Annotated in this window: 28 protein-coding genes; 13 read left to right on the plus strand and 15 right to left on the minus strand. The window is 47.1% G+C overall.

Annotated elements, in window-relative coordinates:
• Positions 1-34 precede the first annotated feature (34 nt).
• On the plus strand, positions 35-1,957 hold the full coding sequence (locus ACMVP2_RS15375; protein WP_416864159.1) for an IGHMBP2 family helicase: 1,923 nt from the start codon (positions 35-37) through the stop codon (positions 1,955-1,957).
• Between the two features lie 5 nt (positions 1,958-1,962).
• On the opposite strand, the gene ACMVP2_RS15380 is transcribed toward ACMVP2_RS15375, so the two are convergent.
• Positions 1,963-2,898, minus strand: coding sequence for an NAD-dependent epimerase/dehydratase family protein (locus ACMVP2_RS15380; protein WP_339786566.1), 936 nt, complete (start codon positions 2,896-2,898; stop codon positions 1,963-1,965).
• A gap of 146 nt (positions 2,899-3,044) precedes the next feature.
• Positions 3,045-3,764 (minus strand): protein-tyrosine-phosphatase, encoded by a 720-nt coding sequence (locus ACMVP2_RS15385; protein WP_416864160.1) that lies wholly within the window; start codon positions 3,762-3,764, stop codon positions 3,045-3,047.
• A gap of 663 nt (positions 3,765-4,427) precedes the next feature.
• On the opposite strand from ACMVP2_RS15385, the gene ACMVP2_RS15390 reads away from it, so the two are divergent.
• Positions 4,428-5,885 (plus strand): amidohydrolase family protein, encoded by a 1,458-nt coding sequence (locus tag ACMVP2_RS15390; RefSeq protein WP_416864161.1) that lies wholly within the window; start codon positions 4,428-4,430, stop codon positions 5,883-5,885.
• A 16-nt stretch (positions 5,886-5,901) separates the two neighbouring features.
• On the opposite strand, the gene ACMVP2_RS15395 is transcribed toward ACMVP2_RS15390, so the two are convergent.
• Both ACMVP2_RS15395 and ACMVP2_RS15400 read right to left on the minus strand, forming a co-directional pair.
• On the minus strand, positions 5,902-6,261 hold the full coding sequence (locus tag ACMVP2_RS15395; RefSeq protein WP_416864162.1) for a DUF4180 domain-containing protein: 360 nt from the start codon (positions 6,259-6,261) through the stop codon (positions 5,902-5,904).
• Positions 6,262-6,308: 47 nt separating this feature from the next.
• Positions 6,309-6,491, minus strand: coding sequence for a hypothetical protein (locus tag ACMVP2_RS15400; RefSeq protein WP_151997242.1), 183 nt, complete (start codon positions 6,489-6,491; stop codon positions 6,309-6,311).
• A 202-nt stretch (positions 6,492-6,693) separates the two neighbouring features.
• On the opposite strand from ACMVP2_RS15400, the gene ACMVP2_RS15405 reads away from it, so the two are divergent.
• Both ACMVP2_RS15405 and ACMVP2_RS15410 read left to right on the plus strand, forming a co-directional pair.
• A complete protein-coding gene (locus ACMVP2_RS15405; RefSeq protein WP_339786547.1) occupies positions 6,694-7,020 on the plus strand; it encodes a PadR family transcriptional regulator in 327 nt (108 codons plus the stop codon).
• A complete protein-coding gene (locus ACMVP2_RS15410) occupies positions 7,017-9,626 on the plus strand; it encodes an ABC transporter permease (RefSeq protein ID WP_416864163.1) in 2,610 nt (869 codons plus the stop codon). Before ACMVP2_RS15405 ends, ACMVP2_RS15410 begins: the two co-directional genes overlap by 4 nt.
• Before the next feature lie 15 nt (positions 9,627-9,641).
• Here the strand turns inward: ACMVP2_RS15410 and ACMVP2_RS15415 are convergent, their stop codons facing one another.
• The 7 genes from ACMVP2_RS15415 to ACMVP2_RS15445 form a co-directional block, all read right to left on the minus strand.
• Positions 9,642-10,745, minus strand: coding sequence for a serine hydrolase domain-containing protein (locus tag ACMVP2_RS15415; RefSeq protein ID WP_416864164.1), 1,104 nt, complete (start codon positions 10,743-10,745; stop codon positions 9,642-9,644).
• A 56-nt stretch (positions 10,746-10,801) separates the two neighbouring features.
• The gene (locus ACMVP2_RS15420; RefSeq protein WP_416864165.1) at positions 10,802-11,374 is read right to left on the minus strand and encodes a pentapeptide repeat-containing protein; all 573 of its coding nucleotides are present in this window, start codon (positions 11,372-11,374) and stop codon (positions 10,802-10,804) included.
• 116 nt (positions 11,375-11,490) lie between these two features.
• Entirely contained in the window at positions 11,491-11,970 is a 480-nt protein-coding gene (locus tag ACMVP2_RS15425; protein WP_416864166.1) for a GNAT family N-acetyltransferase, read from the minus strand.
• A 51-nt stretch (positions 11,971-12,021) separates the two neighbouring features.
• A complete protein-coding gene (locus ACMVP2_RS15430) occupies positions 12,022-12,558 on the minus strand; it encodes a MepB family protein (protein ID WP_416864167.1) in 537 nt (178 codons plus the stop codon).
• A gap of 127 nt (positions 12,559-12,685) precedes the next feature.
• Complete coding sequence (locus tag ACMVP2_RS15435) at positions 12,686-13,657, minus strand: NAD(P)-dependent alcohol dehydrogenase (protein WP_416864168.1); 972 nt, start codon at positions 13,655-13,657, stop codon at positions 12,686-12,688.
• Positions 13,654-14,649 carry an NAD(P)-dependent alcohol dehydrogenase gene (locus ACMVP2_RS15440; RefSeq protein ID WP_416864169.1) on the minus strand — a complete coding sequence of 332 codons (996 nt, stop codon included), beginning with the start codon at positions 14,647-14,649 and terminating at the stop codon, positions 13,654-13,656. Before ACMVP2_RS15440 ends, ACMVP2_RS15435 begins: the two co-directional genes overlap by 4 nt.
• Before the next feature lie 136 nt (positions 14,650-14,785).
• Positions 14,786-15,208 (minus strand): hypothetical protein, encoded by a 423-nt coding sequence (locus ACMVP2_RS15445; RefSeq protein ID WP_416864170.1) that lies wholly within the window; start codon positions 15,206-15,208, stop codon positions 14,786-14,788.
• A gap of 255 nt (positions 15,209-15,463) precedes the next feature.
• Here ACMVP2_RS15445 and ACMVP2_RS15450 point away from each other — a divergent pair, with 255 nt between their 5' ends.
• Both ACMVP2_RS15450 and ACMVP2_RS15455 read left to right on the plus strand, forming a co-directional pair.
• On the plus strand, positions 15,464-15,838 hold the full coding sequence (locus ACMVP2_RS15450; protein ID WP_339793902.1) for a BlaI/MecI/CopY family transcriptional regulator: 375 nt from the start codon (positions 15,464-15,466) through the stop codon (positions 15,836-15,838).
• The gene (locus ACMVP2_RS15455) at positions 15,831-17,543 is read left to right on the plus strand and encodes a M56 family metallopeptidase (RefSeq protein WP_416864171.1); all 1,713 of its coding nucleotides are present in this window, start codon (positions 15,831-15,833) and stop codon (positions 17,541-17,543) included. The genes ACMVP2_RS15450 and ACMVP2_RS15455 overlap by 8 nt, the downstream gene beginning before the upstream one ends.
• A gap of 70 nt (positions 17,544-17,613) precedes the next feature.
• Here ACMVP2_RS15455 and ACMVP2_RS15460 read toward each other — a convergent pair whose 3' ends face one another.
• The 3 genes from ACMVP2_RS15460 to ACMVP2_RS15470 form a co-directional block, all read right to left on the minus strand.
• Positions 17,614-17,952, minus strand: a complete 339-nt coding sequence (locus ACMVP2_RS15460; RefSeq protein ID WP_416864172.1) for a cupin domain-containing protein — start codon at positions 17,950-17,952, stop codon at positions 17,614-17,616.
• Positions 17,953-18,045: 93 nt separating this feature from the next.
• Positions 18,046-18,840 carry a cupin domain-containing protein gene (locus ACMVP2_RS15465; RefSeq protein WP_416864173.1) on the minus strand — a complete coding sequence of 265 codons (795 nt, stop codon included), beginning with the start codon at positions 18,838-18,840 and terminating at the stop codon, positions 18,046-18,048.
• Positions 18,841-19,016: 176 nt separating this feature from the next.
• Entirely contained in the window at positions 19,017-19,781 is a 765-nt protein-coding gene (locus ACMVP2_RS15470; protein ID WP_416864174.1) for an SDR family NAD(P)-dependent oxidoreductase, read from the minus strand.
• Between the two features lie 479 nt (positions 19,782-20,260).
• Here ACMVP2_RS15470 and ACMVP2_RS15475 point away from each other — a divergent pair, with 479 nt between their 5' ends.
• The 4 genes from ACMVP2_RS15475 (at position 20,261) to ACMVP2_RS15490 (ending at position 23,268) form a co-directional block, all read left to right on the plus strand.
• A complete protein-coding gene (locus tag ACMVP2_RS15475) occupies positions 20,261-20,605 on the plus strand; it encodes a hypothetical protein (RefSeq protein WP_416864175.1) in 345 nt (114 codons plus the stop codon).
• 84 nt (positions 20,606-20,689) lie between these two features.
• Positions 20,690-21,187, plus strand: a complete 498-nt coding sequence (locus ACMVP2_RS15480) for a hypothetical protein (protein WP_416864176.1) — start codon at positions 20,690-20,692, stop codon at positions 21,185-21,187.
• A 218-nt stretch (positions 21,188-21,405) separates the two neighbouring features.
• Positions 21,406-22,683 carry an amidohydrolase family protein gene (locus ACMVP2_RS15485; protein ID WP_416868204.1) on the plus strand — a complete coding sequence of 426 codons (1,278 nt, stop codon included), beginning with the start codon at positions 21,406-21,408 and terminating at the stop codon, positions 22,681-22,683.
• A gap of 81 nt (positions 22,684-22,764) precedes the next feature.
• On the plus strand, positions 22,765-23,268 hold the full coding sequence (locus tag ACMVP2_RS15490) for a hypothetical protein (protein ID WP_416864177.1): 504 nt from the start codon (positions 22,765-22,767) through the stop codon (positions 23,266-23,268).
• Positions 23,269-23,278: 10 nt separating this feature from the next.
• On the opposite strand, the gene ACMVP2_RS15495 is transcribed toward ACMVP2_RS15490, so the two are convergent.
• Complete coding sequence (locus tag ACMVP2_RS15495) at positions 23,279-24,181, minus strand: YybH family protein (protein WP_416864178.1); 903 nt, start codon at positions 24,179-24,181, stop codon at positions 23,279-23,281.
• Positions 24,182-24,483: 302 nt separating this feature from the next.
• Between ACMVP2_RS15495 and ACMVP2_RS15500 the strand changes: the two genes are divergently transcribed.
• The 3 genes from ACMVP2_RS15500 (at position 24,484) to ACMVP2_RS15510 (ending at position 26,729) form a co-directional block, all read left to right on the plus strand.
• The gene (locus ACMVP2_RS15500; RefSeq protein WP_339793921.1) at positions 24,484-25,032 is read left to right on the plus strand and encodes a thioredoxin family protein; all 549 of its coding nucleotides are present in this window, start codon (positions 24,484-24,486) and stop codon (positions 25,030-25,032) included.
• Positions 25,033-25,244: 212 nt separating this feature from the next.
• Positions 25,245-26,039 carry a sulfite exporter TauE/SafE family protein gene (locus ACMVP2_RS15505; RefSeq protein WP_339793923.1) on the plus strand — a complete coding sequence of 265 codons (795 nt, stop codon included), beginning with the start codon at positions 25,245-25,247 and terminating at the stop codon, positions 26,037-26,039.
• Between the two features lie 132 nt (positions 26,040-26,171).
• Entirely contained in the window at positions 26,172-26,729 is a 558-nt protein-coding gene (locus ACMVP2_RS15510; protein ID WP_339793925.1) for a YeeE/YedE family protein, read from the plus strand.
• Positions 26,730-26,822: the final 93 nt, after the last annotated feature.

Genomic DNA, 26,822 nt, shown 5'->3' on the forward strand with positions numbered 1-26,822 from the left:
ATTTCACTACTTTTGCCCTCTCAACCCCGTTTCAATGACTGACACCAAATCTTACTTCACTAACCTCATATCTCTCCTCAAAAAAGAATGGCAGGAAGACCTTCAGCAGTACAAAGACAAAATCCTCTACACTGCTATTCCTGAGAAGAAGAAATCGGGGGTGTGCTGGTATCCGGTAGTGATGAACTCACACCACATTGGCACGGGCGAAAAGATTGTGCTGGAGCTGGAGAAAACGACAGACCTGGAGCAAGCCCATATGTTCCAGGGTGGTGGCACGGTGAGTTTTTATGCGAACACTGGTGAAAAGGACAAGGGCAGTAGTGCCATCACGGGTGTGATTAAGTATGTGCGCAAAAGTAAGATGGGTATCGTGCTGAACGACGATGACCTGCCTGATTGGATCAATGATGGCAAGTTGGGCATTGACCTGATGTTCGATGAAGCCTCCTACAGGGAAATGGAGCGAACGCTTAAAGTGCTGGGTAGACAAGAAGCCGGGAGACTATTTGAACTTACAGAGATTTTACTGGGCAAAAAGTCGCCACAGCGGGAGCCAGCCTTTGCGCCAGTGCTGCCTTCATTAAACGCCGTTCAGAACAAGGCCCTTGAAGTAATAATAGAGGCCAGGGATTTGGCCATCGTCCACGGCCCTCCGGGGACAGGGAAAACCACCACGCTCATTCAGTCGGTGAAGGAAGTGGTGAAGCTGGAAAAGCAGGTGCTGGTGACGGCACCAAGCAATGCAGCGGTGGACGTGATGGTAGAAAAGTTGGCGGAGGAAGGCATCAATGTACTTCGACTTGGCCACCCGGCCAGAGTAACCAACAGAGTAATAGAAAATAGCCTCGATGCCCGTATAGCCGCACACGATAGCTTCAAGGAATTGCGGACTGTGCGCAAGAAGTACGAGGAGTACCGAAATGTGGCTTTTAAATACAAACGAAACTTTGGCCATGCGGAGCGCCAGCAGAGAAAACTTTTACTGCAGGAAGCTGGCCGCTTCAGGGGCGAGGCCGACATGCTGGAGAACTACATCACCAGTTCGCTGCTCGACAATGCCCAGGTAATCGCCTGCACGTTGGTGGGTAGTAATCATTACTTGCTGAAAGACCGGGTGTTTAAAACTGTCTTCATTGACGAGGCCGGGCAGGCCCTGGAGCCTGCTTGCTGGATTCCTATTTTGAAAGCGAACAGGGTGATTATGACTGGCGATCACCAGCAGTTGCCGCCTACGGTAAAGTCGTTTGAGGCGGCCAGGGAAGGACTTGAGAACACCCTTTTTCAAAAGAACGTTGGCTATCATTCCACTGATGTGATGCTGGAAGAACAGTATCGGATGAAGCCAGAGATCATGGCTTTTCCCAGTAAATTCTTCTACAACGATAAGTTGCAAGCTGCTCCTTCTGCCATTGATAGAGAGGCCCTGCCAAATGTGGCCATTATGAAGTTCATCGATACCGCTGGTTGCGGCTATCAGGAAAAGGTCAATCCCGAATCGAGAAGTACCTATAACGATGAGGAAGGCCGGTTGCTGATCGATCAGTTGCTTGCCAATATTGAAACCATCGGCGAAGAGTATGTGCTTTCGAACCAAATTACATTTGGCGTGATTGCACCCTACAAAGCCCAGATTGAACTGCTGAGAGAGGTTTTGCTGGAGAAGGGACTTAGCAAAGAGCTAATGGACTTGATTGATGTGAACACAGTCGATTCCTTCCAGGGGCAGGAAAGAGACAGTATTTTCATTGGCTTCACCCGTTCCAATGAAGATGGTGAGATCGGCTTTCTCAAAGACATTCGCCGTACCAACGTAGCCATGACCAGGGCCCGACGCCAACTCATCATGATAGGGGACTCTGCCACACTCGGCTCTAACAATTTCTACAACCAGTTAGTGGAGCATTGCACGGCCGCCGATGCGTACCAGAGTGCTTTTGAGTTGATTTATTCTTAGGCGACCTATCCCTTGATATTTTTCAGCGCTGCCACCGTCTCTCTCACCGCATCTTCATTGCTGGTGGGCGTATAGTTAAAGAACTTTTCAAACTTGGCGCTGTCGAAGAAGTAGTCCGATGCAAACTGATAGCTCATTTCATGAAGCTCTTTCATGATAGGCATGAAAATGCCCAGGGCCTTTATTCCCCAACCGGGAAGCACCTGATACTTGTCGGAAGTGCCCATGATAGTCGAAAATAGCTTCACCCACTCTTCCCCCGTCAATGCATTTTTGTCCGTGGGTAAGTTCCAGATTTGATTGTAAGCTGTTGGCGTGTTACCCAGCATGGCGGTGCCTTTTGCTGCATCGGGGCAGTAGGTCATCGAATGTTTTGCTTTTGCGTTGCAAAACCACTGCGCTTTTTTCCCCTTGATGAGGTTGTCATACACCATGATCATCATCATGCTGGTGCCTCGCATGGTGCTGAAGAAATCGCCGCTTCGAGCAATGATAGAGGGCACTTTTCCTTTGTCCATGGCAGCGAGCACCAGCCTGTCGACCTCGGCCCTTACTTCTCCTTTTTTGCTACATGGGCTTATCGGGCAGTCTTCCGTGATGTGGTGGATATATTCTTTCCCGATGGCGTAAATATTATCGAAGAAAACCAGCTTGCTGCCATACTCTTCACAGGCATCCAGCACATTCTTCATCAGCGGCGGCCAAACTGCTCTCCACACTTTAATGTCATAGTTGAAGCCCACGGTGAGGTACACTACCTCGCTGCCTTTCACTGCTTCAAAAACGTCGTCTCGTTTTGTCAGGTCAGCCGGATGAAGGATGTCCTTTTCGTTGACCTTCTTTGGGTTGCGGCTGACGAGCCTGATGTCTTTGGTATATGAAGTCAGGTTTTTGGCGAGCTCTGTGCCAATGGCACCGTTGGCTCCGAGTATGGTTTGCATGATCGGTTTTTTGTAACTAAAAGCTAATGGATTGATCTGTCAGTTCCAAAAAGAGTAATCCCTTACGAGGAGTCGCTTAGCCAGTGAAACAACTTGAAAGCAAGCTGCCGACCTAGGATCGCTTTCGTGTTAAGGCTCTCACGTATCTACTGTCTCACAGCCTCTATTTGGGCTATCTGCTTTTTCTTGGTGTACTCCATCAGAAAAAGCATCTCAAGTGCGATTTCCCGAACTGTTTCATCATACTTTATGTCTTGCGAAGCTGTGCCGTCGTAGTACCTTGGGTCTTCGTAGGGGAGTGAGAACCTTTCTGAGGCACCTGCCACTAGTGGACAAGATTGATCTGCATCGGAACATACCATTACAGCGCCGAAGTCTTCGGAGGGGTTTTGTCGATCACTATATTTTTTGGAGTAGGAGATGGTTTTATTGACACCGTCAGACACCGTGTAGACTGGGTTGTCGCTTACCTGCACATTACTGATAGCAAAGCCGGCTCTTTTCAAAGCGTCGATAGCGTTGGGATTGAAGGCGGTTACCTCCAGGCCACCGGAGAATGCATTGATTCCGTTGATGCCGAAGTATGTGGCGGAAGTTTGTAGCCAAATCTGGGCAATGTGGCTTCTTCTGGAGTTGTGGGTACAAATGATGATCAGGTTTGCTTTGTTGTCATTTATTAACTCACCGGCAAGGTAGTCTCCAATTTCCCGGAGCGTTTCTTTGCGTTCGTTTGAAATTTCAACCATTACTGTAGTGAGGTTTTGGCAATATCGAACCAAATCTTTGTCGAGCTTTTGTGCGTCAACATTCACGGCGATCAGGAAGAGTGAAGTGATGATAAGAAATACTGATAGGTGCTTTTTCATGAGTTGTTAAATGAAATGGGGGTAATTCGTTTTATTGCTATGTTACGATTAATGAGTTGAAAAAAAATTCCTTCTAGAAAGAGGCCATTGCCGGTTGGAAAACAGACGCTACCTGAATGGTTCTTTTTTTTGCTTATCCAATTTCAGCCCATCTCTGGAATGTCCTATGAGGGTTTTCATGGCTGACAATTGGGGACGCAAGCACAAATAAAGCTCAGAGTACATTCAGTAGAACAATGACCATGTCATGCAGGACTGCTCCGATCCCTTTAATATTTGTTTTGTACATTGCAATATTACGATTAAATGATATTGAGAAACACTTTTGAGTATTAAGGAAAAGTTAAATTTTTCAGATCTCCCCGAAAGGCCGTAGAAATGGCTATTCCTATCGCATTTGCAGGCGGCGGCGCACACAATTTTGCTGATTGGGTTAGCATCCTGGTTAACACTAGCTGGACGACGTCCGTTTAACGCTTAGCCTAATTGTTGCCAACTACCCTGGAGTTGTTTACTGGTAAACGTTGGCCTTCGGTCGCTGTAACCCAAAAAAGGCTGATTTGTCGACAATTCGAGGCCGTTGAACAGGTAAAGGAACCAAACGGACAAATGATCTTTTCTCTACCAGAGTGATTTGTAGATTTGATTCACTGATATTGTCAAATGAAAAATCCTTTTGTCTTCATTTTTCTGCTGGTTGTTGCAGTTTTCGCCGCATGTAAGCCTACAGAATCAAATGTATCGGGCACTGCCATTCTTATTACCAATGCCCATGTTGTTGATGTTGCTACCGGGCAGATAGCGGAGGATAAAGCTCTCTTAATCGACAGTGGAAAAATTGTAAGTATTGGAGATGGCAGTGAGTTGTCGGCTTTGGTAGGAAAGGATGATGTTTTTGATGCCGGGGGCAGGTATGTCATCCCCGGCCTTTGGGACATGCATGTGCACATTGAAAGGGAAGACCTTGTGGAGGATAACAGGGCGCTGCTGCCGCTGTACGTTGCTTATGGAATTACGACAGTGCGGGATTGCGCCAGCGATTTGGGAGAGTTGGTGCTTGCCTGGAGGGATTCCATCAACAATGACCAGTTGTTTGGGCCACAGATATTCACAGCCGGTAGGAAGCTGGAAGGGATCAATTCCATCTGGAAAGGCGACCTCGAAATAGCCAATGAAGAAGAGCTCCGGCAAATGCTGGACAAGCTTGATGGATACAATGTGGACTTTGTGAAAATCACGGAAAATACGTTGCCCGGTGATCTGTTTTTGACAAGTGTGAAGGAAGCAAAAAAGCGTGGCTATAAAGTCACAGGACATGTTCCTTATGACCTGTCGGTCGAGGAACTGGCGACTGCGGGATTTTCTGCCATAGAGCACGCCAGCTACATGCTAAGGCTTGGTAGCGATGACAGCGGCATTGTGGATAGCGTCCGGTCAGGGAAGCTGGCGAGAAGTAAGGCTGGGGAGGTGTACAGCAGCACTTTTAACCAGGACAGTGCCTTTACCCGGTACAAAATGCTGGCCGAGCTGGGTGTGGCGGTGACTCCGACACTTATTGGAGGAAAGCAACTTGCCTACCTTGATGAAAATGACCACCAAAGCGATGCCTATCTGAAGTATCTGACGGACAGGTTTACGTCCAAATACCAGTGGAGAATCGACAGAATGGCTGGCGAAACTCCTGAGCAGAAACAGGGAAGAAAAGACCGCTACCAGCTCATTGCTGAGCAGTTGCCTTACCTGCACAAAGCGGGCGTTACTATTCTGGCAGGCAGCGATGCCGCCGCACTCAACACTTTTGTGTACCCTGCGCAGTCGCTTCACGAAGAGTTGGTGCTGTTTCAGGAGGCGGGGCTTGAGCCACTCACGATTTTGCAAAGTGCTACGATTAATGGAGCGAAGTTTTTTAATGTGCAGGACAAGCTGGCGAGCATTGCTCCTGACATGGAGGCCGATCTGGTGATCCTTAACAGCAATCCTTTGGAAGACATCAGCGCCACGCAGGATATTTTTGCTGTTGTGAATGATGGCGAATACCTGAGCAGAGAAAAGCTGGACGAACTGCTACAGCAGGTGCAGGTGATCAAAGGCAAGCTCGACGAAGAGAGAAAAACAGAATAGACTTTGCCTACCTAGCCTATTTGCTCAACTTCTCTTTCGCTTCGTCCACTGAAGCAACGAAGCTAATCCGCCCCTGCCTGTTGCTTTCAAAGATAAAGTCTCGCAGCGCCTTGCTTTCGTATTTCGAAAAGTCACCCACAATAGCCAGCTTTGCCCGGTAGTTGGAAAACTTTTGCAACACCTCACCGGCCAGGCCGGTTTTCAGGTCAAAAAAGTCGGCTGCAATATTCTTCTCATGCCAAATGATATTGTCGGCTCCCTGGTAAGAACAGTTGGCCAACACATCAAGAGCGTCTTGTGCATCCTTTATGGTCAGTTCATTGGAAATCACTTCAGCAATGTCGACCCCGTTGTGTTGGCTAATTGCAATATCCATTCCTTCATTAAGTGTAAAGGTGCAATATAACAATGTCTCTTATTTTCTCAGGCGCCCAATGCTTTCAGCGCTTCGTACACCAAAAAGCCTGGCCACACCATCGCTTTCAGAAATCCAACTACGCCCATCCAGAAGCCTGTAGCGTTGGAGATGTAGTAAATGACAGCACCGATAAATCCGAGGCCGTAAACAGCTCCATTGGGCGCATTTCGTTGCATTGATTCTTTCATATTTTTTGTATTTAACCGTAGCCAATTTCGGGAGATTAATTTCACCGCTCAATGATGAACGTCAGTGAGTTAGGCCTGGAAGAGATGATTAAATGCATTAGTAAGCCAGTAATCTTCTGAGCGTTTTTGAGGAACACAAGAGTAATTAGTTAAACAAATATTAATTATATTCGTATTCGTTACTTAAACAAATATTAATCTAATGAACTTACAGCTCGGTGTGCTTGAAGAAATGATCCTTATTCTGCTCCTGATGAAGCAGGAAACTTACGGGGTCGACATTGCTCAGGAGTATGAAAAGCAATTGGGTCAATCTATCTCGCTTCCGGCTATTCATGTGGTGCTGAAGCGGCTGGAGAGCAAAGGACTGGTGTCGTCGTATATGGGTGAGGCAACTGCGGAAAGGGGTGGCCGGAGCAAACGAATGTACAAAGCGTCAAGCAAGGGCTTTCAGGTAGCCAAGTCGTTGCAGGACAACCGCACCCGGATGTGGGGCCTTGTTCCCAAACTTAACTTTTCGCCATTGTGAGAAAGCAGTTGTCACATCCACCACGCTGGGCTGAACGACTGCTGCAATGGGCCTGTCGGCCCGACTACGTTGATGAGGTGCTGGGCGACCTGCATGAGGCCTACTATTGGCGCCTGGAGGAGAAGGGTCATCGCAAGGCGGCTTTCAAGTTTGTCCTTGAAGCGCTGCTTTCCTTGCGCTTCACTCACCTAAAACCTTTTTATCACTTTAACCTCAATACCATGATGCTCGGTAGCTATCTCAAAATCGCCTTCAGAAACCTTTACAAGCGAAAGGCTTATTCCGTCATTAATATCCTCGGCCTGTCAGTCGGTGTGGCAGCCTCCCTTATGATTTTCATGTATGCCTGGCAGGTTCTCACCTTTGACGATTTCCATACCAACGAGGACCGTATTTTTATGCTTTACAAAGAGCGCATTACTCCCAATGGAATTCAGCCAACCTACGACACCTGGGTACCTATGAAGTCGATGATTAAAGAGGAGTACCCTCAGGTAGTGGCCAGCTCGAGAAGGTATGGAATGACTGGAAAAGTGAAAAAGGATGAAGTATATATCGAGGAAGAAATCACTTTTGCTGACCCTGAGTTTCTGCAAATGTTCTCGTTTGAAGTAGCGAGAGGAAATTCAACCAACCCTTTTTCGAGCCCCAATGCCCTGGTTATCTCCAATCAATATGCCGAAAAATACTTTGGCAGTCTGCAGGCAGTAGGGCGGGAGCTAAGTGTTTACTATCCAGGAGAGGACAGCACCATTCGCTACGAAGTAACGGCTGTTTTGAAGGACTGGCCCAAGAACTCTTCGCTAGAACCTGATATGATTGTTGCGTTTGAAAGCCTTCCGTTTTATGAAGGGGTAAAAAACTTATGGGGAGGAAGCTTTATTGATAACTATGTGATGCTGGATGACCCCACCTCCCAATATGTACTGCTGGATGCCTTTCCTGCTTTTGTTGAAAAGATTTGGGACAAAGAAATAGCTGGCAGGACAAATTTCAAGCTCCTGCCTTTCGATGAATATTATAACACATTTTTGGGAAGCCAGCAGGATGCGAAAATACTTATCTTCATTGCTCTTGGCATCCTGTTCATGGCAGCCATCAACTTCATGAACCTTTCTACAGCGCATTCGGTGCACCGGGCGAAGGAAATAGGGTTGCGAAAGGTGCTGGGAGCTTTCAGTGGACAGCTAAGAGGCCAATTTCTGGTAGAAGCCCTCGTTTTGAGCTTTTTTGCCACGCTGGCGGGGATTGGTATTGTTGCCTTGTGCATGCCATTGATCAACGACTTTTTTGATATCGAAATCGCCTTTTCACAAATTGGGCCGCCGGTGCTGAGTGTCGGTTTTGTAGCAGGGTTTGTCCTTTTGCTGGGATTGATGAGTGGAAGTTACCCTGCCTTCTTTCTATCGAAAATCAGCATACTGGAGGTGATCAGAGGCATTTTCAAGACGAAAGGCGGCAGGCAAGTTAGAAACGGGCTGGTTGTTGTGCAGTTTTCGCTGGCCGTGTTTATGGTAACAGGTGCCCTTATTGTTCGCAATCAGTTGACCTATATGCAGTCGGCTAAAATGGGATTCGAGAAGGACGCTGTGGTGATCATTAATGCCTCTCGCAGAGATTTCACCGATCGTGAAGAAGCCAGCCGACGCCTGAAGACGTTCAGAGATGAGGTGAAGGCGCAATCCTTTGTGAAATCCGCCAGTTTGTCCTATTCCATCCCCTCCAACTGGGTCGCTGGCTTCACCTTTGTGAGGCCCGAGGGATGGGAAGGCGATCCGCTGCGGATGGGGATGTCCTATGTGGATGCCAACTATCTTGAAACAATGGGCATAAAGCTCACGGGCGGTCGCAATTTCCTTCCAGACTCGGAAGGTGACCAGCGGGGATCCGTGATCCTCAATGAGGCGGCTGCGAAGGCTTTCGGCTTCGATAAGGCAGAGGGAAATGTTATCTTGATTGGTGAGAACCGACTGAACGTGGTAGGTGTTGTGGAGAACTTTCACTACGAATCGATGCGGGAAGAGATCAAGCCAACGCTTATTTTTCACCGTACTGCTGAAAATCCGGTGCACCGATATATTGTCTGCAAAATGGAGATGGCAGACATCTCGAACCACTTGTCAGTGCTGGAAGAGCAATGGGGTACACTCGGCGCCACAAATTCATTTACCTATAATTTTCTCGACGACAGCATGGCTGAGCTCTATACTTCAGAACAGCGGTTTCTCAGGCTCGTCGGGTTGTTCACCATTATCTCCATACTTATTGCCGTGCTTGGGCTTTACGGCCTGACCATTTTTGTGATAGAACGAAAACGCCGGGAGATCAGCATCCGCAAAGTAATTGGTGCAGAAATGTCCAATATCGTGTTGTTGATCGTACGGGATTTTTCTGCCTGGATTGCTGGCGGCCTTATGATCGGCTTGCCTTTGGCTTATATTTTCCTTCGTGACTGGCTCGATCAATTCCATTATAGGATTGATATTTCGTGGACAGTGTTTTTACTTACAGCAGCGGTGATAACAACTTTAGTTTTGCTGACGGTGAGTTACCAGGCCATCAGGGCTGCATCAGCTAATCCGGTTAAATATTTAAAGGAAGACTAGGGACAATTCTACGTCCTACTTGTGGCTTGGCTGGATAAAAAGTGGCAACAAAACCCTGTTCATAATCGCAAAAGGGAACTTGTCGTCGTCAGAGTTATATGCGCCGCCGGTAAAAGCAGCTACTAGGTTCAGTTCAGGGAACAGCATGAGGTATTGCCCTCCGTTTCCTGTTGCGACGGTTTCTTTTTTCAGTTCGTCGCCTATTTGGAACGGAATACTCCACCACAGAAAACCGTAGTCCAGACCGGCTAGGTTGGTTTGTCTTTCTGTCGCTTGTCGTATCCAGTCGGTAGATACTATTTGCTGATCGCCCCAGGCACCATGGTTCATGACCAGCTGCCCGATTTTAGCAAAATCACGGGAAGTCATGTACAGCCGCTTGCCGGACGGAATTATATCCCGACCGGTGGTCGTGTGGCCCCACTGCACGTTTTCGATACCCAGAGGAGTGAATAAATACTTTTCAGCGAATGCGTCGATAGACATGCCAGAGGCCTGACTCACTACCTCCGCCGCCAATACAACACCCATGCTACAGTAAAGAGCCGAATCACCGGGGTCTCGTACCATGGGCAAATCAAGGGTGTATTGTAACCAGTCCTTTTTCTTATACACTTTGTCTTCCTGACCTTTCGAGGATTTATCCCAATCGTTGCAGTCGAGGCCGGTGCTCATTGTCAGCAGGTGCCGAATAGTGATTTGTTCTTTTCTTGGGTCTGGGTTCTTTTCAGGCTTCAGGTCTTTAAGGTACTTCGAGATGGGATCGTCAACACTTTCTATAAAGCCTTTATCTTTGGCAATACCAACCAAAAGTGAACGGATGCTTTTTGTGGCAGAGCGCAGGTCGTGAGTTTGGTCAGCTTTGTATTCTCCAAAGTATTCTTCAAGCACCAGCTTTCCATCTTTCACCAACAGGATGCTGTGCACCTGATGATCCTCGTTGATCATCTTGTTGAAGAAATTAAATAGCAGCGTGGTATCTGCTATCTCCTGCAAAAGGTTTTCCGTCTCCCATCCGTCCATTTGCTGAGGAGGCACTGCATATTGATACACCTTTTGTCCCACTGCAAAATGAGTGACGAGTAGCAGTCCAAGGGCAGGTAGTAGGTTTTTTCTCATAGGTTGACAGCCGGTTAACGAAGCGAGGACTCCTGGCGAAGGATTATCGTTGCAAACTACTCTATGTCAATATTGTACTTGCCGAGCAGGCCGGGCAAACCCGATAGGGAAAACTTCGCCTTCTTGATCTTGTTAACTTCAGGATCCAGCGAGTAATTGAAGGCGGTCCGAAAGTCTGCTTTCTCAAGCATGGTGTTGCCAAATACAGCCCCAAGCAGGTCGCAGTTGTCGAACACGGCCAGTGACAGATCTGCACCGCTAAAATCAACTTCTTTCATGCCGCAATTGGCAAACCTTGTTTTCTTCAAATTAAGGTTAAAGAACGAAGAAAGGTTAAGCTGACAATCAGTAAAACTCAGTGCTAACAGAAAAGGATTCACGTCTTCGAAACGGAGACCCAGAAGCTTACAGCCTTTGAAGGTGGCATCTTTGAATGATGTATTACCTAGCTTTGCCATGCTCAGGTCGCAATTCTCAAATACGCATTCCATAAAATTGATGTGCGAGAGGTTGACTCCCGTGAAAAGGCAGTTGGAGAAGTGGCAGGCTTCATAATCGGTGCCCTCCAATGATTCTTCCGAAAAATTGATTCCTTTGAAATGCTGGTCTTCAACAAACCCCTTCGACATGATTTTATTCTTAAGTTATCCGTAGGCAGCGCCATTTGGTGCCTACTCCTTTCACCTCACGAACTTAAAAAGAGCAGCAGGATTTTGCCCGGAAGCAGCCAACTTTTTGAGCCTTGTCAGGTCAAATTTTTTGAATAAAGCGAAAGCTTCTCGCCATTCACCTCAATTTCATCGTCGAACACAAAGCCCAGCTTTTGGACGAGTTGAATTGATGACCGATTGTGCTCCAGGATAATAGCATGAACTTCTTTGTTTGCCGAAACGCTGAAGAAGTCGTTCAGAAATAGCGAAACGGCTTCAAAGGCATAGCCTTGTTTTTCAAACGCAGGAAGCAACGCAAACCCGATGTCGGGTGACTGCAGGTAGTCTCGTTGTATAAGCGTTACTATACCGACCGGCTCCCCGGAGGTGACCAGTTCAATAATCCAGTAGTCAATAGCTGGATTGCTTTCAATCTTACGGATGTAGGCTTCGGCATCTTCCCGGCTCTTTACATTTCTCTCGCCTATGAACTCCAGCCAGCCAGGGGAGTTGACGAGTTCAATAATGAACGGCGCATGGGTTGTGTTTAAGGGAGAAAGTTGAATGCGTGACATGTCGTCCCAATTTAACCTTAAAACTGTTTTCTATAACCGATTGCTGTGACTTTAAAGGGGCGTTTTAGCATAGAGCAACTTTGCTCGTTCAACATCGACGGTGCTGTCCCTGGGAATGCGGAGAAAAAACTCCAGTTGCCAGCCCTGCGTTTTCATTGCCTGCTTGCTCTCCGCCAACTCCCACGGAGGATAGACACGCATCCCGAGTTTCCCCCTTGTCGAGGACTGAGAGACAATCCGATGCTTTATTAGTGCTGCTTTCGGGAAAACAAATTGCCCAAAGTGATCTCCTTTTCTGGTGTTGATGACAAAAAAATCAAATGCGTCCGAAGCGCTAAATGGCTGGGTAGGGCCACCGTCCATTCTTTTCCAGATAGTGACGAACTGCCCCGTTTTTTTCGGCGTTTGTTTGGCGTCCCTGCCGATCACCACTAAGGAGTTGACCGTAAAAGTGCAAGCACCATACTCCTTACTCTCGTCTTCCATTTGCAGGTTCGAGAGATGAAGTAAGCACTCATCATACACTCGTTTCTTAATGTCTGAAAAAGAGTTGTTGCCGTGCTTTGATATTGTTTCTTGCTGTGTCATTTAGCCAGGTGTTCACTCGTTAATTTTCAAAGAAATGAAGTCATAGGAGGCCCTAAGTTAGAGCATTAAAGAGCAGATGAAGCTTTCTCACTGAAGCGACCCCTCCAATTGTTTACATCCAAATGACTTACCCGGCGTGAAGAGTGATGACTACTTTGCCTTTTACACTTCCATTACCAATTCTTTGAAACGCTTCCTGCAGTTCCTCCAATGGATACACTTTGTCGATGATCGGTTTGACTTTGCCTTCCTCAAATAATTTGATGAAAGCACCCAGGGGCTTATTTGGTTGCTGTATAAGAATACTTAGTCGCTTTTCCTTTGTTGATACAAGGCCTCCCAATAAGCCCACCTGGAAAATGGTGCCCAGACGGCCTCCAATCATAGTATATACCCCGCCGGGTTTTAAGGCTCTTTTGTAGTCCGATATCGACCGGGTGGCTATCACATCGACGATCAAATCATATTGCCTGTCTTGTTTAGTAAAGTCTTCTTTGGTGTGATCGATCACACGGCTTGCGCCCAGCGACTGCAGCATAGCGTGTTTTTCTGTCAAATCCACAGCCGTTATGTATGCACCCAGGCTTTTAGCAATTTGAATAGCAAAAGTGCCAACGCCGCCACCGGCGCCATTGATGAGCACTTCGTCTCCTGGTTGGATCGTTCTTTTTTCTGTCAGTGCTTGCAAAGCCATGCACCCCGCCTGAGGAATGGAAGCGGCTTCTTCAAACGTCATGGAAGCCGGTTTGATCATCAGTTCTGTTTCTTTTGCGCAGGTATATTCAGCAAAGCCGCCCCATTTACCGGCAGACAAGTCGCCAAAGACTTCATCGCCAGGCTTGAACTTTGTGATTTTGGCCCCGGTTTCTGCCACCACGCCGGCCACATCGGCACCAAGGATGGGGAGCTTTGGCTTTCCGATGCCGCTCAACAGCCTGTAGATACGGGGCTTCCCCGTGAGCCTGTCCCAGTCCCATGAGTTGAGAGATGCCGCATGCACTTTTACTAGCACCTCGTCCTCCTTTGGAATGGGCTTCTCCACTTCCTCCGGCCTTAGCACGTCTGGAGAGCCGTATTGGGTATAAACCATCGCTTTCATTGGTCGCTTTTTACCGTGATAACTACGTTACCTGCTTTTGCTCCGGTCTCAACGTAGCGGTGAGCGTCGGCCACCTTTTCCAGGGGATAGGTTTTGTCAATCACTGCTTTGATCTCACCTTTTTCAGCAAGTTCTTTGAGGCGGTTTAGGTCTTCGACTTTATAAGGAGCAATGGCGGCTATTACCTTTTGTCGACTGCGCTTCCCATTGATCCATCCTCTCAACATGCCCGACACCCGAGGGTTTCCCATCACACAAACTCCGTCAGCGACCAGCGCCTGGACGCACCGGGTAAATGATTTTTTTCCGACAATATCAATGATTACATCAAAGGGCTTAATGCGTTCGTCGGCCACAAGTTGCCCAAAATCTTCTTTGGTATAATCGATCACGTGGTCAGCACCAAGTGCCGATAGCATTTCCAATTTGCCAGTGCCGTCGACGGCCGTTACTTCCGCTCCCATCGACTTGGCGATTTGCACGGCATACGTACCGATACAGCCGCCTGCTCCGTTTATGAGCACCCGATCTCCTTTTTTAACATTCCCCTTTTGAATAAAGTGTTGGGCATTGAGCCCGCCTGTTGGCAAAGTAGCAGCTTCTTCAAAGCTCATGTTTTGGGGTTTCAGTGCTATGGCATATTTCTCAGGCAAGCAGATGTACTCGGCGTGGCCACCAAGTGCCATTTGGGTGGGGGCAAAGATGGCGTCTCCAATATTGAATTTGGTGACGCTGTTGCCAATGGCCTCAATTTCACCTGCCAGCTCCTGACCCAGCACTTTGATTCTTGGCTTAAAAGCTCCAAAGTATAGACGCAACGGCAGCCAGAGGAAGGCTGGCATGTCGAACCGCCGCATTTCGCAGTCGCCGGCGGTCACAGTGGAGGCATGAATCTTTATGAGTATTTCGCCTGCTTTAGGTACTGGCTTTTTTAGTTCCTGCAATTGCAGTACGTCGGGTGATCCGTATTTTGTGGTGACGATGGCTTTCATTTAATAAATCTCGTGGAGAATTTTCGATAGAAACCGGAGGCTTGCTGCAACCGATGACTTTCCGAAAATCACTTTGTTAATACGAAAAAGGCCTGCTGACGATGTTGCAAGCAGGTAATTTTTGTCGCTTTTGTATTCAATAGGCCAACTCAGCCCAAAGTTTCTTAGACTGGGCATCTACGAGGTAAGTCCACTTTGCACCCCACTTCTCTCCGGAAGCGACATATAAACTGGCAGTGGGTGGTTTGTCGTAGGTTGACAGAAGTGTTTCTCCCTGAAGCAGACGGGAGATATTGTCCCTGGAGGTGACTTGTTTGAATTCTTGCAAGTTAATAGCTGAAGTCAATTTGTAAACGGAAATTCTTGTGCCAGTGCTTTCATCATAATAGCAGTTCACAAAAGTTACTTTCGGAATGTCTATGCCTGAATGAAGCTCATAGCTGTCGATAACGAATTGGCTGCAATCTCTGGAATTGTATATCGATAGATACAGCAATAAAATAGGGCTAAGCAAGACTGCCAGCGCAATGAGCCCGACTATCTTCCATTTTTTTTTCATTCCTCAGTAGTGTTTGTCGAATTTAAGGAAAACAAGAAAATTCTGCGCTCGAATGTTTCAACTGTAAAATAGTGAAAATTTTCGTAGAACTAAGTTTTGCAATCCGTATTATGTTGATAAACAATGAATTGACGATAGCTTTTTTCGAAAACCCACCTATCGTAACTTAACATTAAATAGAATAACTTAAAAATAAGTTGACAAACTTAACATTAAGTTGTAAGCTTGTCTTGCTGATTAACAAAACTCAAAGCAATGGTCACTTTAACTAAGGCAGAAGAGAAGATCATGATGATCCTCTGGGATATTGAAAAAGGTTTTATCAAGGATATCCTTGATCAGTATCCCGACCCTAAGCCTCCTTACAATTCGGTGTCGACGATAGTGAGGGTGCTGGTGCAAAAAGAAATTGTAGGCTTTACGGCTTACGGCAATTCGCATCAGTACCATCCTCTGATTTCGAAGGAAGCCTACAGTAAGGGGCAACTGTCGAGGCTGGTGAAAGATTATTACGACAATTCCCTGAGCCAGGTGGTCAACTTTTTTTCCGAAAGCAAAAAGCTGGACGAAAAGGAGCTGGATGAAGCAATGAAAATGCTGGAAGACTTAAAAAAGAAGAAAAATGGCTAAGCTCATCATGTATCTATTGGAGTCGAGTGCTTTGTTGGCATTCTTCTACCTGCTGTATGTTTTGGTGTTGCGCAAAGAGACTTTTTTCAGTCTCAATCGCTTCTTTCTGTTAGGAATTTTAGCGTTTTCCCTGCTTTTCCCATTGGTGAGTTTTGATTTCAGCCCAACGGAAGTGACGGCACTTGAGCGACCCATTGCTGAAATCAGCAAGGCCAGGATATCGTACTACGAGGCCATGGCTGCCTGGGAGTTTGAAGCACGCAGCGCTGCGGGCTCAACGCAAGCTGTAGCCGAGCCTGGCGTAGTGGCAGGCGCTGGTGCAGACTGGCTTCGCCTGGCGATTGGCGGGATACTGCTCTTGTATGCCATAGGGGTGGTGGTCTGTTTGTCGAGAACGTTCTGGTCGCTTCGCTGGATCTGGAAAGTGATCGCACACCATCCGCATGAGAAACTGGGTGGGATGAAGGTCGTCAAGCTTCCGCAGCCTATTTCGCCATTTTCGTTTCTCAACTATGTGTTTGTGGCCGATTCGCTGGTGGACTCATCGGAGTTTCAGCAGATCCTGGCGCACGAAAAAACGCATATTGAGCAGCGGCATTCCATCGACTTACTTATTGTTCAACTTTTAGCGGCCTTTCTCTGGTTCAATCCGGTGATCTGGCAGCTGATTAAATCCCTAAAAACTACACATGAATACATAGCAGATAAGAATATAATTACTTCGGGTTATTCCTTGGTTGAGTACCAGACTTTGCTTCTGAAGCAGTTGATCAGCAACAACTCATTCGGGTTGGTACACAATTTCAACTTATCATTTATCAAAAAAAGAATAACCATGATGACTAACAAACAATCAGGATGGTCGGGCAAAGTGAAAGTAGCCATGGCCATAGCAAGCACAGTGCTTTTTAGCGCCATTATTGTGCAGTGCAATTCAAAAATGGATGAGTCAGTGGCCGAGTCTGGCCTGGCAGCAGAAACTTCCGCTGACATTGGAGCGGGTGTCAATTTGCCGGTGTTGCCGGATAACGGATATACCTTCGATGGCAACAGATCCGATGCTTTGAACTTTAGCATAGCGGACAACAAGCTAAGCATTGACGGAAAGGCTTACAACCTCAGCGATATTGCTTCCGCAGTTGAAAAGGCAAAGTTATCAGACCATGCGGTCATTATTTTGAGGGTGGATAGGGATCAGCCGATGGCATTCGTGAGGGACGTGCAAACTGAGCTAAGAAAGGTTGAGCGCAGAAAGATTCTTTATATGGGTCAAACAGTTTCCGGCAAGAGTTTCGAGATGCCGTTTTTGTTGCCCCCTACACCTGAAAATGCTGCCAGAAATAGAATTCCTGAGCAACCTGATGTGGAGGAGCTTGCGGCTCAGGGGAAAATGGAAATTATGAGGATTCGTCTGGGTGACAATGCGAGAATGGATAATCAAAAGATGGTGTATAAATTCGTAAAAGGACAAATGGAGAAAGGGTCTTCCGACTACGTAATCAGCGCAGGCTTTGACGACGACGACACCTATAGCGAGTACCTGGTGAATTTGGCTTATATCCAGGAGGCTTTTAACCAAATCTATCAGGAAAGGTCGCAGCAGATGTTTGGAAAAGACTTTTACGATATCGCTGCCAACAACAAGGAGCAGTATCAGGCGGTTCGCCAGGGCATACCAAGAGCGATTTCAGTAGCCGAGCACTAAATTAAAGTTTGGAGAATTTAAGTGAAGAAGAAAGAGCCCTCATGGGGCTCTTTTTTTATGTATGGGCGGTTTATAAAAAATCCTCTCTTATCGGTGCAAACCCATCTACCAGCGTTACTTTTTCAGTCAAGGTCTGTATGCAGTGATTGAGATTAGACGCCACTTTGAAAACGTCTCCTTGATTCAGTAGGTATTCCCTGTCCTCAATGAACAGCTTCAAAGAGCCTGCTGCTACATACGAGATTTGCTCGTGCGGATGCTTATGCGGTGGGTCAGGCACAGCCATCGGGCCATTGGTGAATTCTATGACCGTCATCATTAGTTTGTCGAGGTGGATGACCTTTCTGTGCAAAGAGGCGTTTGATCCTACTTGTTCAAAACCAGAATTGTTTTTTACTACTTCTTCCATTAGGCTTGATTAGTTTGATATAATTGATCTGTGTAATGCATACCGATATTGATGCATCACAGCTTAAAAAAGTATTGCAAGGTGAATTTATGCCTACTTCCACTGAAAGGCAAAGTACTCGCAGCTTCCGTCGGTCAGGTTCTTGAGTGCATGAGGAACATTTGAACCCAGATAAACAAGCGAGCCTTGTGGTGCGTCAACCAGCTGCCCGTCGATATGCATCTGCGTATTGCCCTTCATGATCACAATGATTTCTTCCACAAAGTGGGTATGTGGTGCGTGGCTGTCTTCGCCTTTGTTCAGCGAGGTCACATGCATTTCGAAATTCTCCGTGGCACTGGTAGGCCGGTCAAAATAGTCACGGCGGGTGCCCTTTCCTGTAGGTTTGGCTTCTGTGTCGTTATAGCTGATTAGTAGTGACCCACCGTTGGCTTTTCCACGGGCAGCGTCATGCGGCTCTTTGTCGTGATAGCGCATGATGTAGTAGGTAGCGGGAGTGGTGCCGGCGTTGGTCATGCCATGCTGTTCTCCGGCCTGGATCAGGGCAATGCTGCCAGGGCCCATCACCTTGCTTTGGTCGCCCACGGTTACTTTTACCTGGCCTTCTTTGATGATCACCAGCTCCTCGTCGTCATGAGAATGCGGAGCATGAAAAGCCAGGCCAGCGCCCACCGACGTGGTATGCAGCTCTAAGTACTTTAGGTGATCAGTCGATCCTTCAGCAATCTGCCGACGTTCGCCGTTTTTGCCGGTTTCTACTGGCAGCTCGTCCCAGGTGTAAACTTTGGAGGTGAGTTTGGTTTCCTGCGAGAAGGCAGGCGTAGTCAGGCTGGCAATGAAAATGCCTGCCGCTGCTAAATGGATTAGTTTTTTTATTAGGGATTTCATTCTAAAAAGGTACGGATAAGAATTGAGAAATAGGCGTTTTGAATACTGTAGGCCTTCAATAAACCATCCTCGGTGTCTTTTTGTAAACGGTGAGGCTTAGGTTCAAGTAGAAGATATCTCCGTTCCGATATGGCAGAGATTCCGTGTTCAGCGATGGATCCTTTCTTCTCTTCTTTCTATTTGGCTCCTGTCAGCGCACCGCCATCAATCGGAATCACCGCTCCTGTCATCCATGAAGAAGCGTCGGACGCAAGAAATAAAGCAAGGTTGGCGATGTCGCTGGGTTGGCCCAGTCGCTGTAAAAGGGTTGCCTTGCCTGCATTTTCAACTGCGGAGGCCGGGTCGGGAAATGCTTTTGCTGAGTCGTGGATCAGGGGCGTGTCTACCGGGCCGGGGCACATGATATTTACTCGTACGTTGGGACTGTAGTCTACGGCCACCTGCCTGGCAAGTGCCACCAGGCCAGCTTTTGAAGCACAGTAGGCCGGATGATTGGGGAAGAACTTAAAGGCCGCAATAGAAGCATTCACTACCACGGAAGCACCCGGCTGCTTCATCATTTCGGGAAGCGCATATTTCAGAAGGTAGAAGACCGAGCTCAGGTTCACATCCAGCGTTAGCCGCCACGATTCGATGGGCAGCTCTGTCACCCTGCCGAGCCCCAGGTCGCTGGCGTTGGTGCATACAATATCTAATTGTCCAAACTCAGACAAGGCTCTTTTCACCAGGGCCTCATTGACGGCCGGGTCGGCCACATCTCCTTTTATGAAAATCGCTTTGCCCGCCTGGCCGTTAATTTCATCTACCAGCGCCCGGCCAGCCGTTTCGTTTCTGCCACTGGCTACCACGTTGGCTCCTTCTTTTGCATAAGCCAGTGCTATGGCCCGGCCCATGCCGCTGGTGGCTCCTGTGACGATGGCTGTTTTTTCTTTGAGTTGCATAATCTATTCTTGGGATTAGATATTGTAGAGAAAACTCAAGCTCTAATAAAAGACTCAAATCAAGGCAGTAAATCACCTTTACGCTGTGGTAGATTAGAGCCAACTGCCTGTATGTAGGCGGTTCGTTTCTAATCCAGACTTTGTTTTCTAATTTCTTGTTAGTCCTCTAGCCGGACAGGCTGTTACTTTTCATCAAGGAAAAGTAACCAAAAATCATAGAAAAATTAACGCACAAGCCAACTACCCGCAACCTGCCGCCATTTTTCTCCTCCCCTCCATATTGGGCGCCCCTTCTTTCGATATTTGGTATTCAAGAGAACGCTTTCAATCTGTTTTTTTGTCTTTGCCGGTTCAAAACGAAGGGAACAATGCTGCTTAAATTTGCGCTTCTCCTGTTCAAAGAAAACGAAAATATTTATGGTCATCGCTTGAAAATAATCGTTAACTAATTATCAATTTTGCTGTTGTCATTTGACAGTATGTACAGAAGCGTTGCAGCCTTGTTTTTGCTCATTGTCATGGCCTTCTCTCAAGGGGCCAGTGCCAACGTTTATGAGTCGAGCATAGCGTCGGGGCATGCACTTCTTGCCAGTGGCCACGCCGACTACCTTCAGCCTTATGTTTCAGTTTTCGAGTCAGGCACAGGCGTTGGTTTCGTAAAGCTCCCCATTTCAAAGTTCCCGGGTCTCCAGATTGGCCTGGCTGCCGACGAAGCAACAGCGCTCGGACTCCGGCTTGTAAGTTTTTCTCAAACCTCTGATCATAACAAAAGGTGGATCACCGAAGTGACCGCTCTTTTGTACCCTGCCCACGAGTTTTCATAAAAGAACAATTAGTTACCCTCAGGTAATCTTGTGGGAGCTAGTCTTTCGAAAAAGCATTGTTCTACACTTTATTGAAAACAAATCATGGAAACTAAAGAAATAATCATGTATGCAGTCATCATCATTGCGTGCGTTGCACCAGTGGTGTGGTTTGCAAGAACAGCCTCAAGTAAAAGCAGGCTCATTTTAAAAAGCATTAAAGCAGTTACTGGAAAGCTTCCCGCCCAGTATGATGTATGGACAAACAGAGGGATGGCTTTTGATGCAGCCACCCATCGCCTGGTGTTTGTCAACAACAGTCAGCCTGAGGTAATTACTCAGGTCATTCAGGCCGACGAGGTTATTGATGCGCATGTGCTGGTCAATGGAAAAAAGGCAGCAGACAGCAAAAAGACTATTGATCCAGCGAATGTGAACACTATCGTGCTCCAGCTTATTTGCTCTTCCAAAGACAATGGGGAGATATTGCTCTCCTTTTTTGATGTAAACTCGGACGGGCCTTTTCACGCCAACATTCACTATCAGCTGTCTCGTAAATGGAAGAAAACCATTTTGGAACGCCCTGTGCTAAACCATGCTTAGTGCAGAGTAGATCAAGGGGTTGAAAGCCAATAGACCACATGATGACCAGGAATTTTGCGCCTTGGTTGTCATGTGGTTTTTCTTTTATGCGTCGTCTTCGTCGCACCGGGCATCCAAAATATGCCACCCACCCAAAGGTATTCCCACTGGCTACTTTTTAGCAGGCAATTCTTCTTCAATCGACTACTTTTCCAGTCGAACTTAATTTCACTGATATGTTGAAGAGGATACTATTATTTACGTTGGCAGCCGGGATGGCTTTGCACTCCCAGGCGCAAAAGACATTGATCCAGTGTGGCACGCTCATCGACGGGTTGAGTGACTCACCCAGGTCACAGGTGACGGTGACCATTGAAAATGACATGATTGTGGCAGTGGAGAACGGCTACAAAGCAGGGGGCAAAAATGACAAGGTGATTGACCTGAAAGCCTATACGGTAATGCCAGGCTTTATAGATATGCATGTACACATGGAAAGCGAGGCCAGCAGGGCAGGTTATGTGAAGCGATTCACTCAGAATGAAGCCGACAAAGCTTTCGAAAGCACAGTTTATGCGAAAAAGACATTGATGGCTGGTTTTACTACCGTGCGTGACTGCGGTGGCTCCGGAGTCAATATTTCTCTTCGCAATGCTATTAATGCCGGTACTGTCGACGGGCCAAGGATTTATACTGCTGGAAAGGGCATCTCAATTACAGGGGGGCATGGTGACCCTACGAATGGGCTTCCTTTCGACAAAATGGGAGACCCAGGGCCAAAAGAAGGTGTAGCCAACAGCCCCGAAGAAGGCCGCAAAGCGGTGCGGCAGCGCTATAAGGATGGTTCCGATTTTATTAAAATTACTGCTACTGGTGGAGTACTGTCAGTTGCAAAAGATGGTTCGGGACCCTCATTTACTCAGGATGAAATCAGTGCTATTGTCAATACGGCCACTGACATGCAAATGCATGTAGCCGCCCATGCCCATGGAGTGGAAGGTATGCAGAGAGCTATCAAGGGAGGTGTTACAACCATTGAGCATGGCACCTATATGGACAAAGAGACGATGGATTTGATGAAGCAATATGGCACGTGGTACATCCCCACCATCATAGCTGGTGTTTCTGCCGCTGAAAATGCGGAGATTCCAGGCTTTTATCCGGCTATTGTGGCTGAGAAAGCCAGAACTATTGGCCCGCTGATTCAGGGTACATTTGCGGAGGCTTACAAATCGGGCGTGAAGATTGGCTTTGGCACCGATGCGGGAGTTTTCCCTCATGGCAAAAATGCCCGTGAGTTTGAACTTATGGTAGGTGGGGGCATGAAGCCGATGGAAGCGATTAAGGCTGCTACTTCAATCAATGCAGGTATTCTTCAGAACGAAAAGCTGGGTGCTGTGCAAACAGGCGGCTTTGCTGACATTATTGCCGTGAAAGGCGATCCATTGAAAGATATCAAAGTACTGCAGGATGTAAAGTTTGTGATGAAGGCTGGTGCTGTTTACAAAAGCGAGTAAATTTTAACGTCAAAGGAAATTAAAAGATGGGGAAAAGCGTTTATTGGATGTTATATTTGATAAACGCACTCCCTTTTTGTCATGAAAAATCATCACATTTTAGTTTTGGCCATTGGAATGCTTGCCATGGTCTCTTGTAAAGACGAGGAAGCTGATCCTACGGCACTCACAGGTAAAAGTGTTACCTATTCGCTTTTTACAGGCTCGAACGATTGGGGGTACCAGGGAGAGGTAACTTTCTCTGAGCGAAACGATGGCCTGGCTGTAATAGGCATCAAACTCGACGGCCCCACAGGCACATCAAAGTTTCCTGCACACCTTCACTTTGGGCAATACAGTGTTGAAGCAGACATGGCAGCTATGCTAAATCCGGTGGATGCGGCAACCGGCGAGGGCAAAACACTACTCACACAGCTAGCCAATGGCGACGAGATTTCGTATGCAGAACTTATCAATTTTGATGGGCACATCAAAGTGCATTTGGGTGACGGCGACAACAAAAGCGTGATCCTGGTCTACGGAAACATCGGCAGCAACCCTGCCACTGCCAATGCGGCTAACGTAGCCAATTGTGCCAGCTGGTAACCCCTTTAATTTAAGATCTGCTTTTAACGTTGTCGGACAGGATTTCCGCTGCCAGGTACCAGTATCCCTGCGGGTTTCGCCTCCAAATTCTGACGAAATAACCTTTTTCTTTCATCAACGCATCTATTTCATAACTGCCGTAGCTATACCCCAAGTCCTGCGACACAGATGTCCCGGAGTCGATGGTGGAGAAAATAGCGGAGCCCTTCATATAGGGCGACGCTTCTGAAGATATCCAGGATAAAAATGAGCGTTTGTTGTAGAAGGGGTGAAACCCATTGATGGTTGACAGGAGATTAGTGGAGGCCATTTTTTGGTAGGCTGCTTTGATGCCATTAGTGGCCATCACGTTGAACAGGTAGTCTGCTTCCTCCAGGCTCTCTGCTTTGCTTTTGCCATTGTCAGCTTCCCTTTTTCTTACGTCATATTCAGCGCCGAACACATGCTCAGGGCCCGCTGCAGGTGCCGTAGTGCCCAAATCAAGCAGCACTTTCCACTCCCCCGAAGGCTGCTTTTTCCACACCGAAAAGAAATAACCGTATTGGGGAGGCTGACCATTTGAAGTGTTTGATGTAATTCTCCACGGGCCGGTGTTGAAGCCGAGGTCTCCGCCAATGGACGTGGCCCCATGGTAGGGCTCCCAGTAAAGTGTGCTGGCGGCGGGCTTAGGGGAAGGGATTTTTGTCGAGTTAACTTCCTGAGCATTTTTTGGGTGTGGTTGGAACACCAAGCCATCAGGTGCGAAAAACTTAACCCATGCCTCTGGCAGACCATTGTCGCCACAAAAAGCTGCAAAGTCCCTTTCCACTTGAATGAGCCCCTCGACGGAATCCTGTGCTGCTGTTTTTTGGGGCAGCGCAAGTAAGGCAACAAAAAATATCACGCTCGATACTGACGCTACTTTTACGTGCATATGTTTGAGTTTGAAATCAATAAACATCTATCCGCCAATTACCCTTAACCCTATTTATCGCAAACTGCTATTTTCCACATTTTATCAGGCACACCACCTATTTGATTCGCCCGATTACATGTTTCCTCTAGGCGCTTCATGTATGAATATAGCTAATTTATTCGTTGATAATTAGTTTGTAAACCTAAATTAAGTGGGAGTTGACGGGTTGTAAAGAACCTAACGGCATGTTGCAACGTTATGGTTGAGTGGTTACTTTTTTGGCCGGAAGTTTATAAATTGGCAAAGTAATTTACTTGAATATGAGTTTTAGGATAAAGACATCTGTAGTTCTTTTGGCACTTTTCGTGGCATTTACCTCATTTAACATGCCCGAAAGAAAAACCGAAGAAGGAGGCATTAAGTGGATGACCTTCGAAGAAGCGGTTGCTGCCAACAAAGTGGCGCCTAAAAAGATATTCATTGATTTGTACACTGACTGGTGTGGGTGGTGCAAGGTAATGGACAAGAAAACCTTTTCTGTTGAGGCTATTTCGTCCTATGTCAACGCCAACTATTACGCAGTGAAATTCAATGCAGAGCAGAAGGAAGATGTAATTTTCGATGGTCACACTTTTAAGTTTGTCGCCAGCGGTCGCAATGGCTACCACGAGCTCGCCGCCACACTTACTCAAGGCAAGCTGAGTTACCCAATGGGCGTTTTTATGGATGAGGAAATGAGAATACTCACCCTGTTGCCAGGCTTTCAGGAGGCCAAATTTTTCGACACGGTTATTAAGTATTTTGGTGAAAACGGTCATAAAAAAGTTTCCTGGGAAGAGTGGCAAAAGTCTTACCAGTCCAATTTGTAGGATCTTTCGGATCCTTCGACCTTTTTGTACCTGATCCGCTTGGTTCATCGATGGTACTCACCATGAGATACCCGGATAGCTTTCCTCACGCCCCCACCCACGCTAAATTCACATCAGCGGTTCCCCGGGTTTATAGTATTGATTAATCCAATATCTGATGCGCATTGTGGTCAAATTCCTCTAGTTTTATGCCTCACTAAGGGAGCGAGAAGATGATTGTAGCGGGCTATGTTGCGGCTGTTTTTATTGGACTGGTGTTGGGCTTGATAGGGGCAGGAGGCGCTGTGCTTGCTGTGCCTGTGTTGGTTTATCTTTTCGGCATCGATCCAATGCTGGCAACAGCCTACTCGTTGTTTATCGTCGGCGTTACATCCTCTATCGGGGCGGCAATTCGGTACAAGCTCATTATTATGCACCTCCGCATCGCCATGCTGTTTGCTGTGCCCTCGCTCACCACCATCTTCCTCACCCGCATGTATGTAATTCCGGCCATCCCTCCCGTGATTTTTGAAGTTGGTGGATTTCAACTTACCAAGGGGGCAATGTTGCTGTCTATTTTTGCCATCGTGATGTTTTTCAGTGCGTTTTCCATGATAAGGAATGAGCAACCCGAAGAGGAAGCAGGCCCAACCGTGATCACCAATTATTTTATACTTGTTCTAAGAAATGCAGCCATAGGCGTGCTCTTTGGTTTGGTGGGAGCAGGCGGGGGCTTTCTCATCGTGCCCGCTCTGGTAATTGTGATGAAGCTGCCGATGAAGCATGCCATTGGTACATCACTTTTCATTGTAAGTATTAATACGCTACTGGGTTTTCTCGGCGATGTGGCCAATCAGGCAATTGACTGGCAGTTTCTTGCAGGTTTTTGTGGTATTTCTATTGCCGGGATGCTGTTTGGAAGCTTCCTCGGTAAGAGAATAGATGGTAAACACTTGAAAAAGGGTTTTGGCTGGTTTGTACTCACTATGGCTGTTCTGATTTTTGCTAAGGAGCTCTTTCTTTCCTGAAGTCTTCAAACTAAAGGTGTACCTACACGAACTATTTTGAGGCAGAACCGTTATTTTCGAATCTGCGAGAAGAATGGAATTCCGGACAATAACACCTTCTTGCAGCAACTTCAACACCTGAAAGAGTAACTTATGATGGAATGGTTAAAGTCGCCATGGCCGTGGTACGTGGCGGGCCCATTGATTGGGCTGATTACCCCTGCTTTCCTTTTGCTGGGAAACAAGACCTTTGGCATATCGTCGTCCCTGCGGGATATCTGCGCTGCGTGCTTTCCTTCCGGGATTGAGCTTTTTAAATACAACTGGAAAGAACGCACTTGGAACCTGGTGTTTGTTGCCGGGATTGTGATTGGCGCATTTCTTTCCAGTCATTTTCTTTCTGACGGATCACCTGTTGCTATTTCTGATTCTACAAAGAGTGAGCTAATGGCCCTCGGCATTTCCGATTTCCGGGGTCTGGTACCGGCAGAACTTTTTTCGTGGTCCAACCTATTGACTACCAAAGGATTTATTTTCATTATTCTTGGTGGGTTTCTGGTAGGCTTTGGCACCCGGTACGCCGGAGGATGCACCTCAGGTCACACCATGTTTGGCCTTTCGTATTTTCAGATGGCTTCCCTTGTGGCTTCCATCAGCTTCTTTGTCGGGGGCCTCATTATGACTCATTTCTTGTTTGACTTTCTTTTTTAAAACCACGCCATGAAATAGCCATAAGGAATACCATACCCAACGAGAATGAATATGCCTCTAACACAAGAAATGTTCAATCCCAAACCGGTTCAG

It is taken from the genome of Imperialibacter sp. (assembly GCF_048007035.1).
Lineage (GTDB): Bacteria > Bacteroidota > Bacteroidia > Cytophagales > Cyclobacteriaceae > Imperialibacter.

Excerpts from the sequence above, each read along its gene's own strand:
- ACMVP2_RS15375 (WP_416864159.1), top strand. The coding sequence starts at position 35 with ATGACTGACACCAAATCTTACTTCACTAACCTCATATCTCTCCTCAAA.
- ACMVP2_RS15380 (WP_339786566.1), bottom strand. The coding sequence starts at position 2,898 with ATGCAAACCATACTCGGAGCCAACGGTGCCATTGGCACAGAGCTCGCC.
- ACMVP2_RS15385 (WP_416864160.1), bottom strand. The coding sequence starts at position 3,764 with ATGAAAAAGCACCTATCAGTATTTCTTATCATCACTTCACTCTTCCTG.
- ACMVP2_RS15390 (WP_416864161.1), top strand. The coding sequence starts at position 4,428 with ATGAAAAATCCTTTTGTCTTCATTTTTCTGCTGGTTGTTGCAGTTTTC.
- ACMVP2_RS15395 (WP_416864162.1), bottom strand. The coding sequence starts at position 6,261 with ATGGATATTGCAATTAGCCAACACAACGGGGTCGACATTGCTGAAGTG.
- ACMVP2_RS15400 (WP_151997242.1), bottom strand. The coding sequence starts at position 6,491 with ATGAAAGAATCAATGCAACGAAATGCGCCCAATGGAGCTGTTTACGGC.
- ACMVP2_RS15405 (WP_339786547.1), top strand. The coding sequence starts at position 6,694 with ATGAACTTACAGCTCGGTGTGCTTGAAGAAATGATCCTTATTCTGCTC.
- ACMVP2_RS15415 (WP_416864164.1), bottom strand. The coding sequence starts at position 10,745 with ATGAGAAAAAACCTACTACCTGCCCTTGGACTGCTACTCGTCACTCAT.
- ACMVP2_RS15420 (WP_416864165.1), bottom strand. The coding sequence starts at position 11,374 with ATGTCGAAGGGGTTTGTTGAAGACCAGCATTTCAAAGGAATCAATTTT.
- ACMVP2_RS15425 (WP_416864166.1), bottom strand. The coding sequence starts at position 11,970 with ATGTCACGCATTCAACTTTCTCCCTTAAACACAACCCATGCGCCGTTC.
- ACMVP2_RS15430 (WP_416864167.1), bottom strand. The coding sequence starts at position 12,558 with ATGACACAGCAAGAAACAATATCAAAGCACGGCAACAACTCTTTTTCA.
- ACMVP2_RS15435 (WP_416864168.1), bottom strand. The coding sequence starts at position 13,657 with ATGAAAGCGATGGTTTATACCCAATACGGCTCTCCAGACGTGCTAAGG.
- ACMVP2_RS15440 (WP_416864169.1), bottom strand. The coding sequence starts at position 14,649 with ATGAAAGCCATCGTCACCACAAAATACGGATCACCCGACGTACTGCAA.
- ACMVP2_RS15445 (WP_416864170.1), bottom strand. The coding sequence starts at position 15,208 with ATGAAAAAAAAATGGAAGATAGTCGGGCTCATTGCGCTGGCAGTCTTG.
- ACMVP2_RS15450 (WP_339793902.1), top strand. The coding sequence starts at position 15,464 with ATGGTCACTTTAACTAAGGCAGAAGAGAAGATCATGATGATCCTCTGG.
- ACMVP2_RS15455 (WP_416864171.1), top strand. The coding sequence starts at position 15,831 with ATGGCTAAGCTCATCATGTATCTATTGGAGTCGAGTGCTTTGTTGGCA.
- ACMVP2_RS15460 (WP_416864172.1), bottom strand. The coding sequence starts at position 17,952 with ATGGAAGAAGTAGTAAAAAACAATTCTGGTTTTGAACAAGTAGGATCA.
- ACMVP2_RS15465 (WP_416864173.1), bottom strand. The coding sequence starts at position 18,840 with ATGAAATCCCTAATAAAAAAACTAATCCATTTAGCAGCGGCAGGCATT.
- ACMVP2_RS15470 (WP_416864174.1), bottom strand. The coding sequence starts at position 19,781 with ATGCAACTCAAAGAAAAAACAGCCATCGTCACAGGAGCCACCAGCGGC.
- ACMVP2_RS15475 (WP_416864175.1), top strand. The coding sequence starts at position 20,261 with ATGTACAGAAGCGTTGCAGCCTTGTTTTTGCTCATTGTCATGGCCTTC.
- ACMVP2_RS15480 (WP_416864176.1), top strand. The coding sequence starts at position 20,690 with ATGGAAACTAAAGAAATAATCATGTATGCAGTCATCATCATTGCGTGC.
- ACMVP2_RS15490 (WP_416864177.1), top strand. The coding sequence starts at position 22,765 with ATGAAAAATCATCACATTTTAGTTTTGGCCATTGGAATGCTTGCCATG.
- ACMVP2_RS15495 (WP_416864178.1), bottom strand. The coding sequence starts at position 24,181 with ATGCACGTAAAAGTAGCGTCAGTATCGAGCGTGATATTTTTTGTTGCC.
- ACMVP2_RS15500 (WP_339793921.1), top strand. The coding sequence starts at position 24,484 with ATGAGTTTTAGGATAAAGACATCTGTAGTTCTTTTGGCACTTTTCGTG.
- ACMVP2_RS15505 (WP_339793923.1), top strand. The coding sequence starts at position 25,245 with ATGATTGTAGCGGGCTATGTTGCGGCTGTTTTTATTGGACTGGTGTTG.
- ACMVP2_RS15510 (WP_339793925.1), top strand. The coding sequence starts at position 26,172 with ATGATGGAATGGTTAAAGTCGCCATGGCCGTGGTACGTGGCGGGCCCA.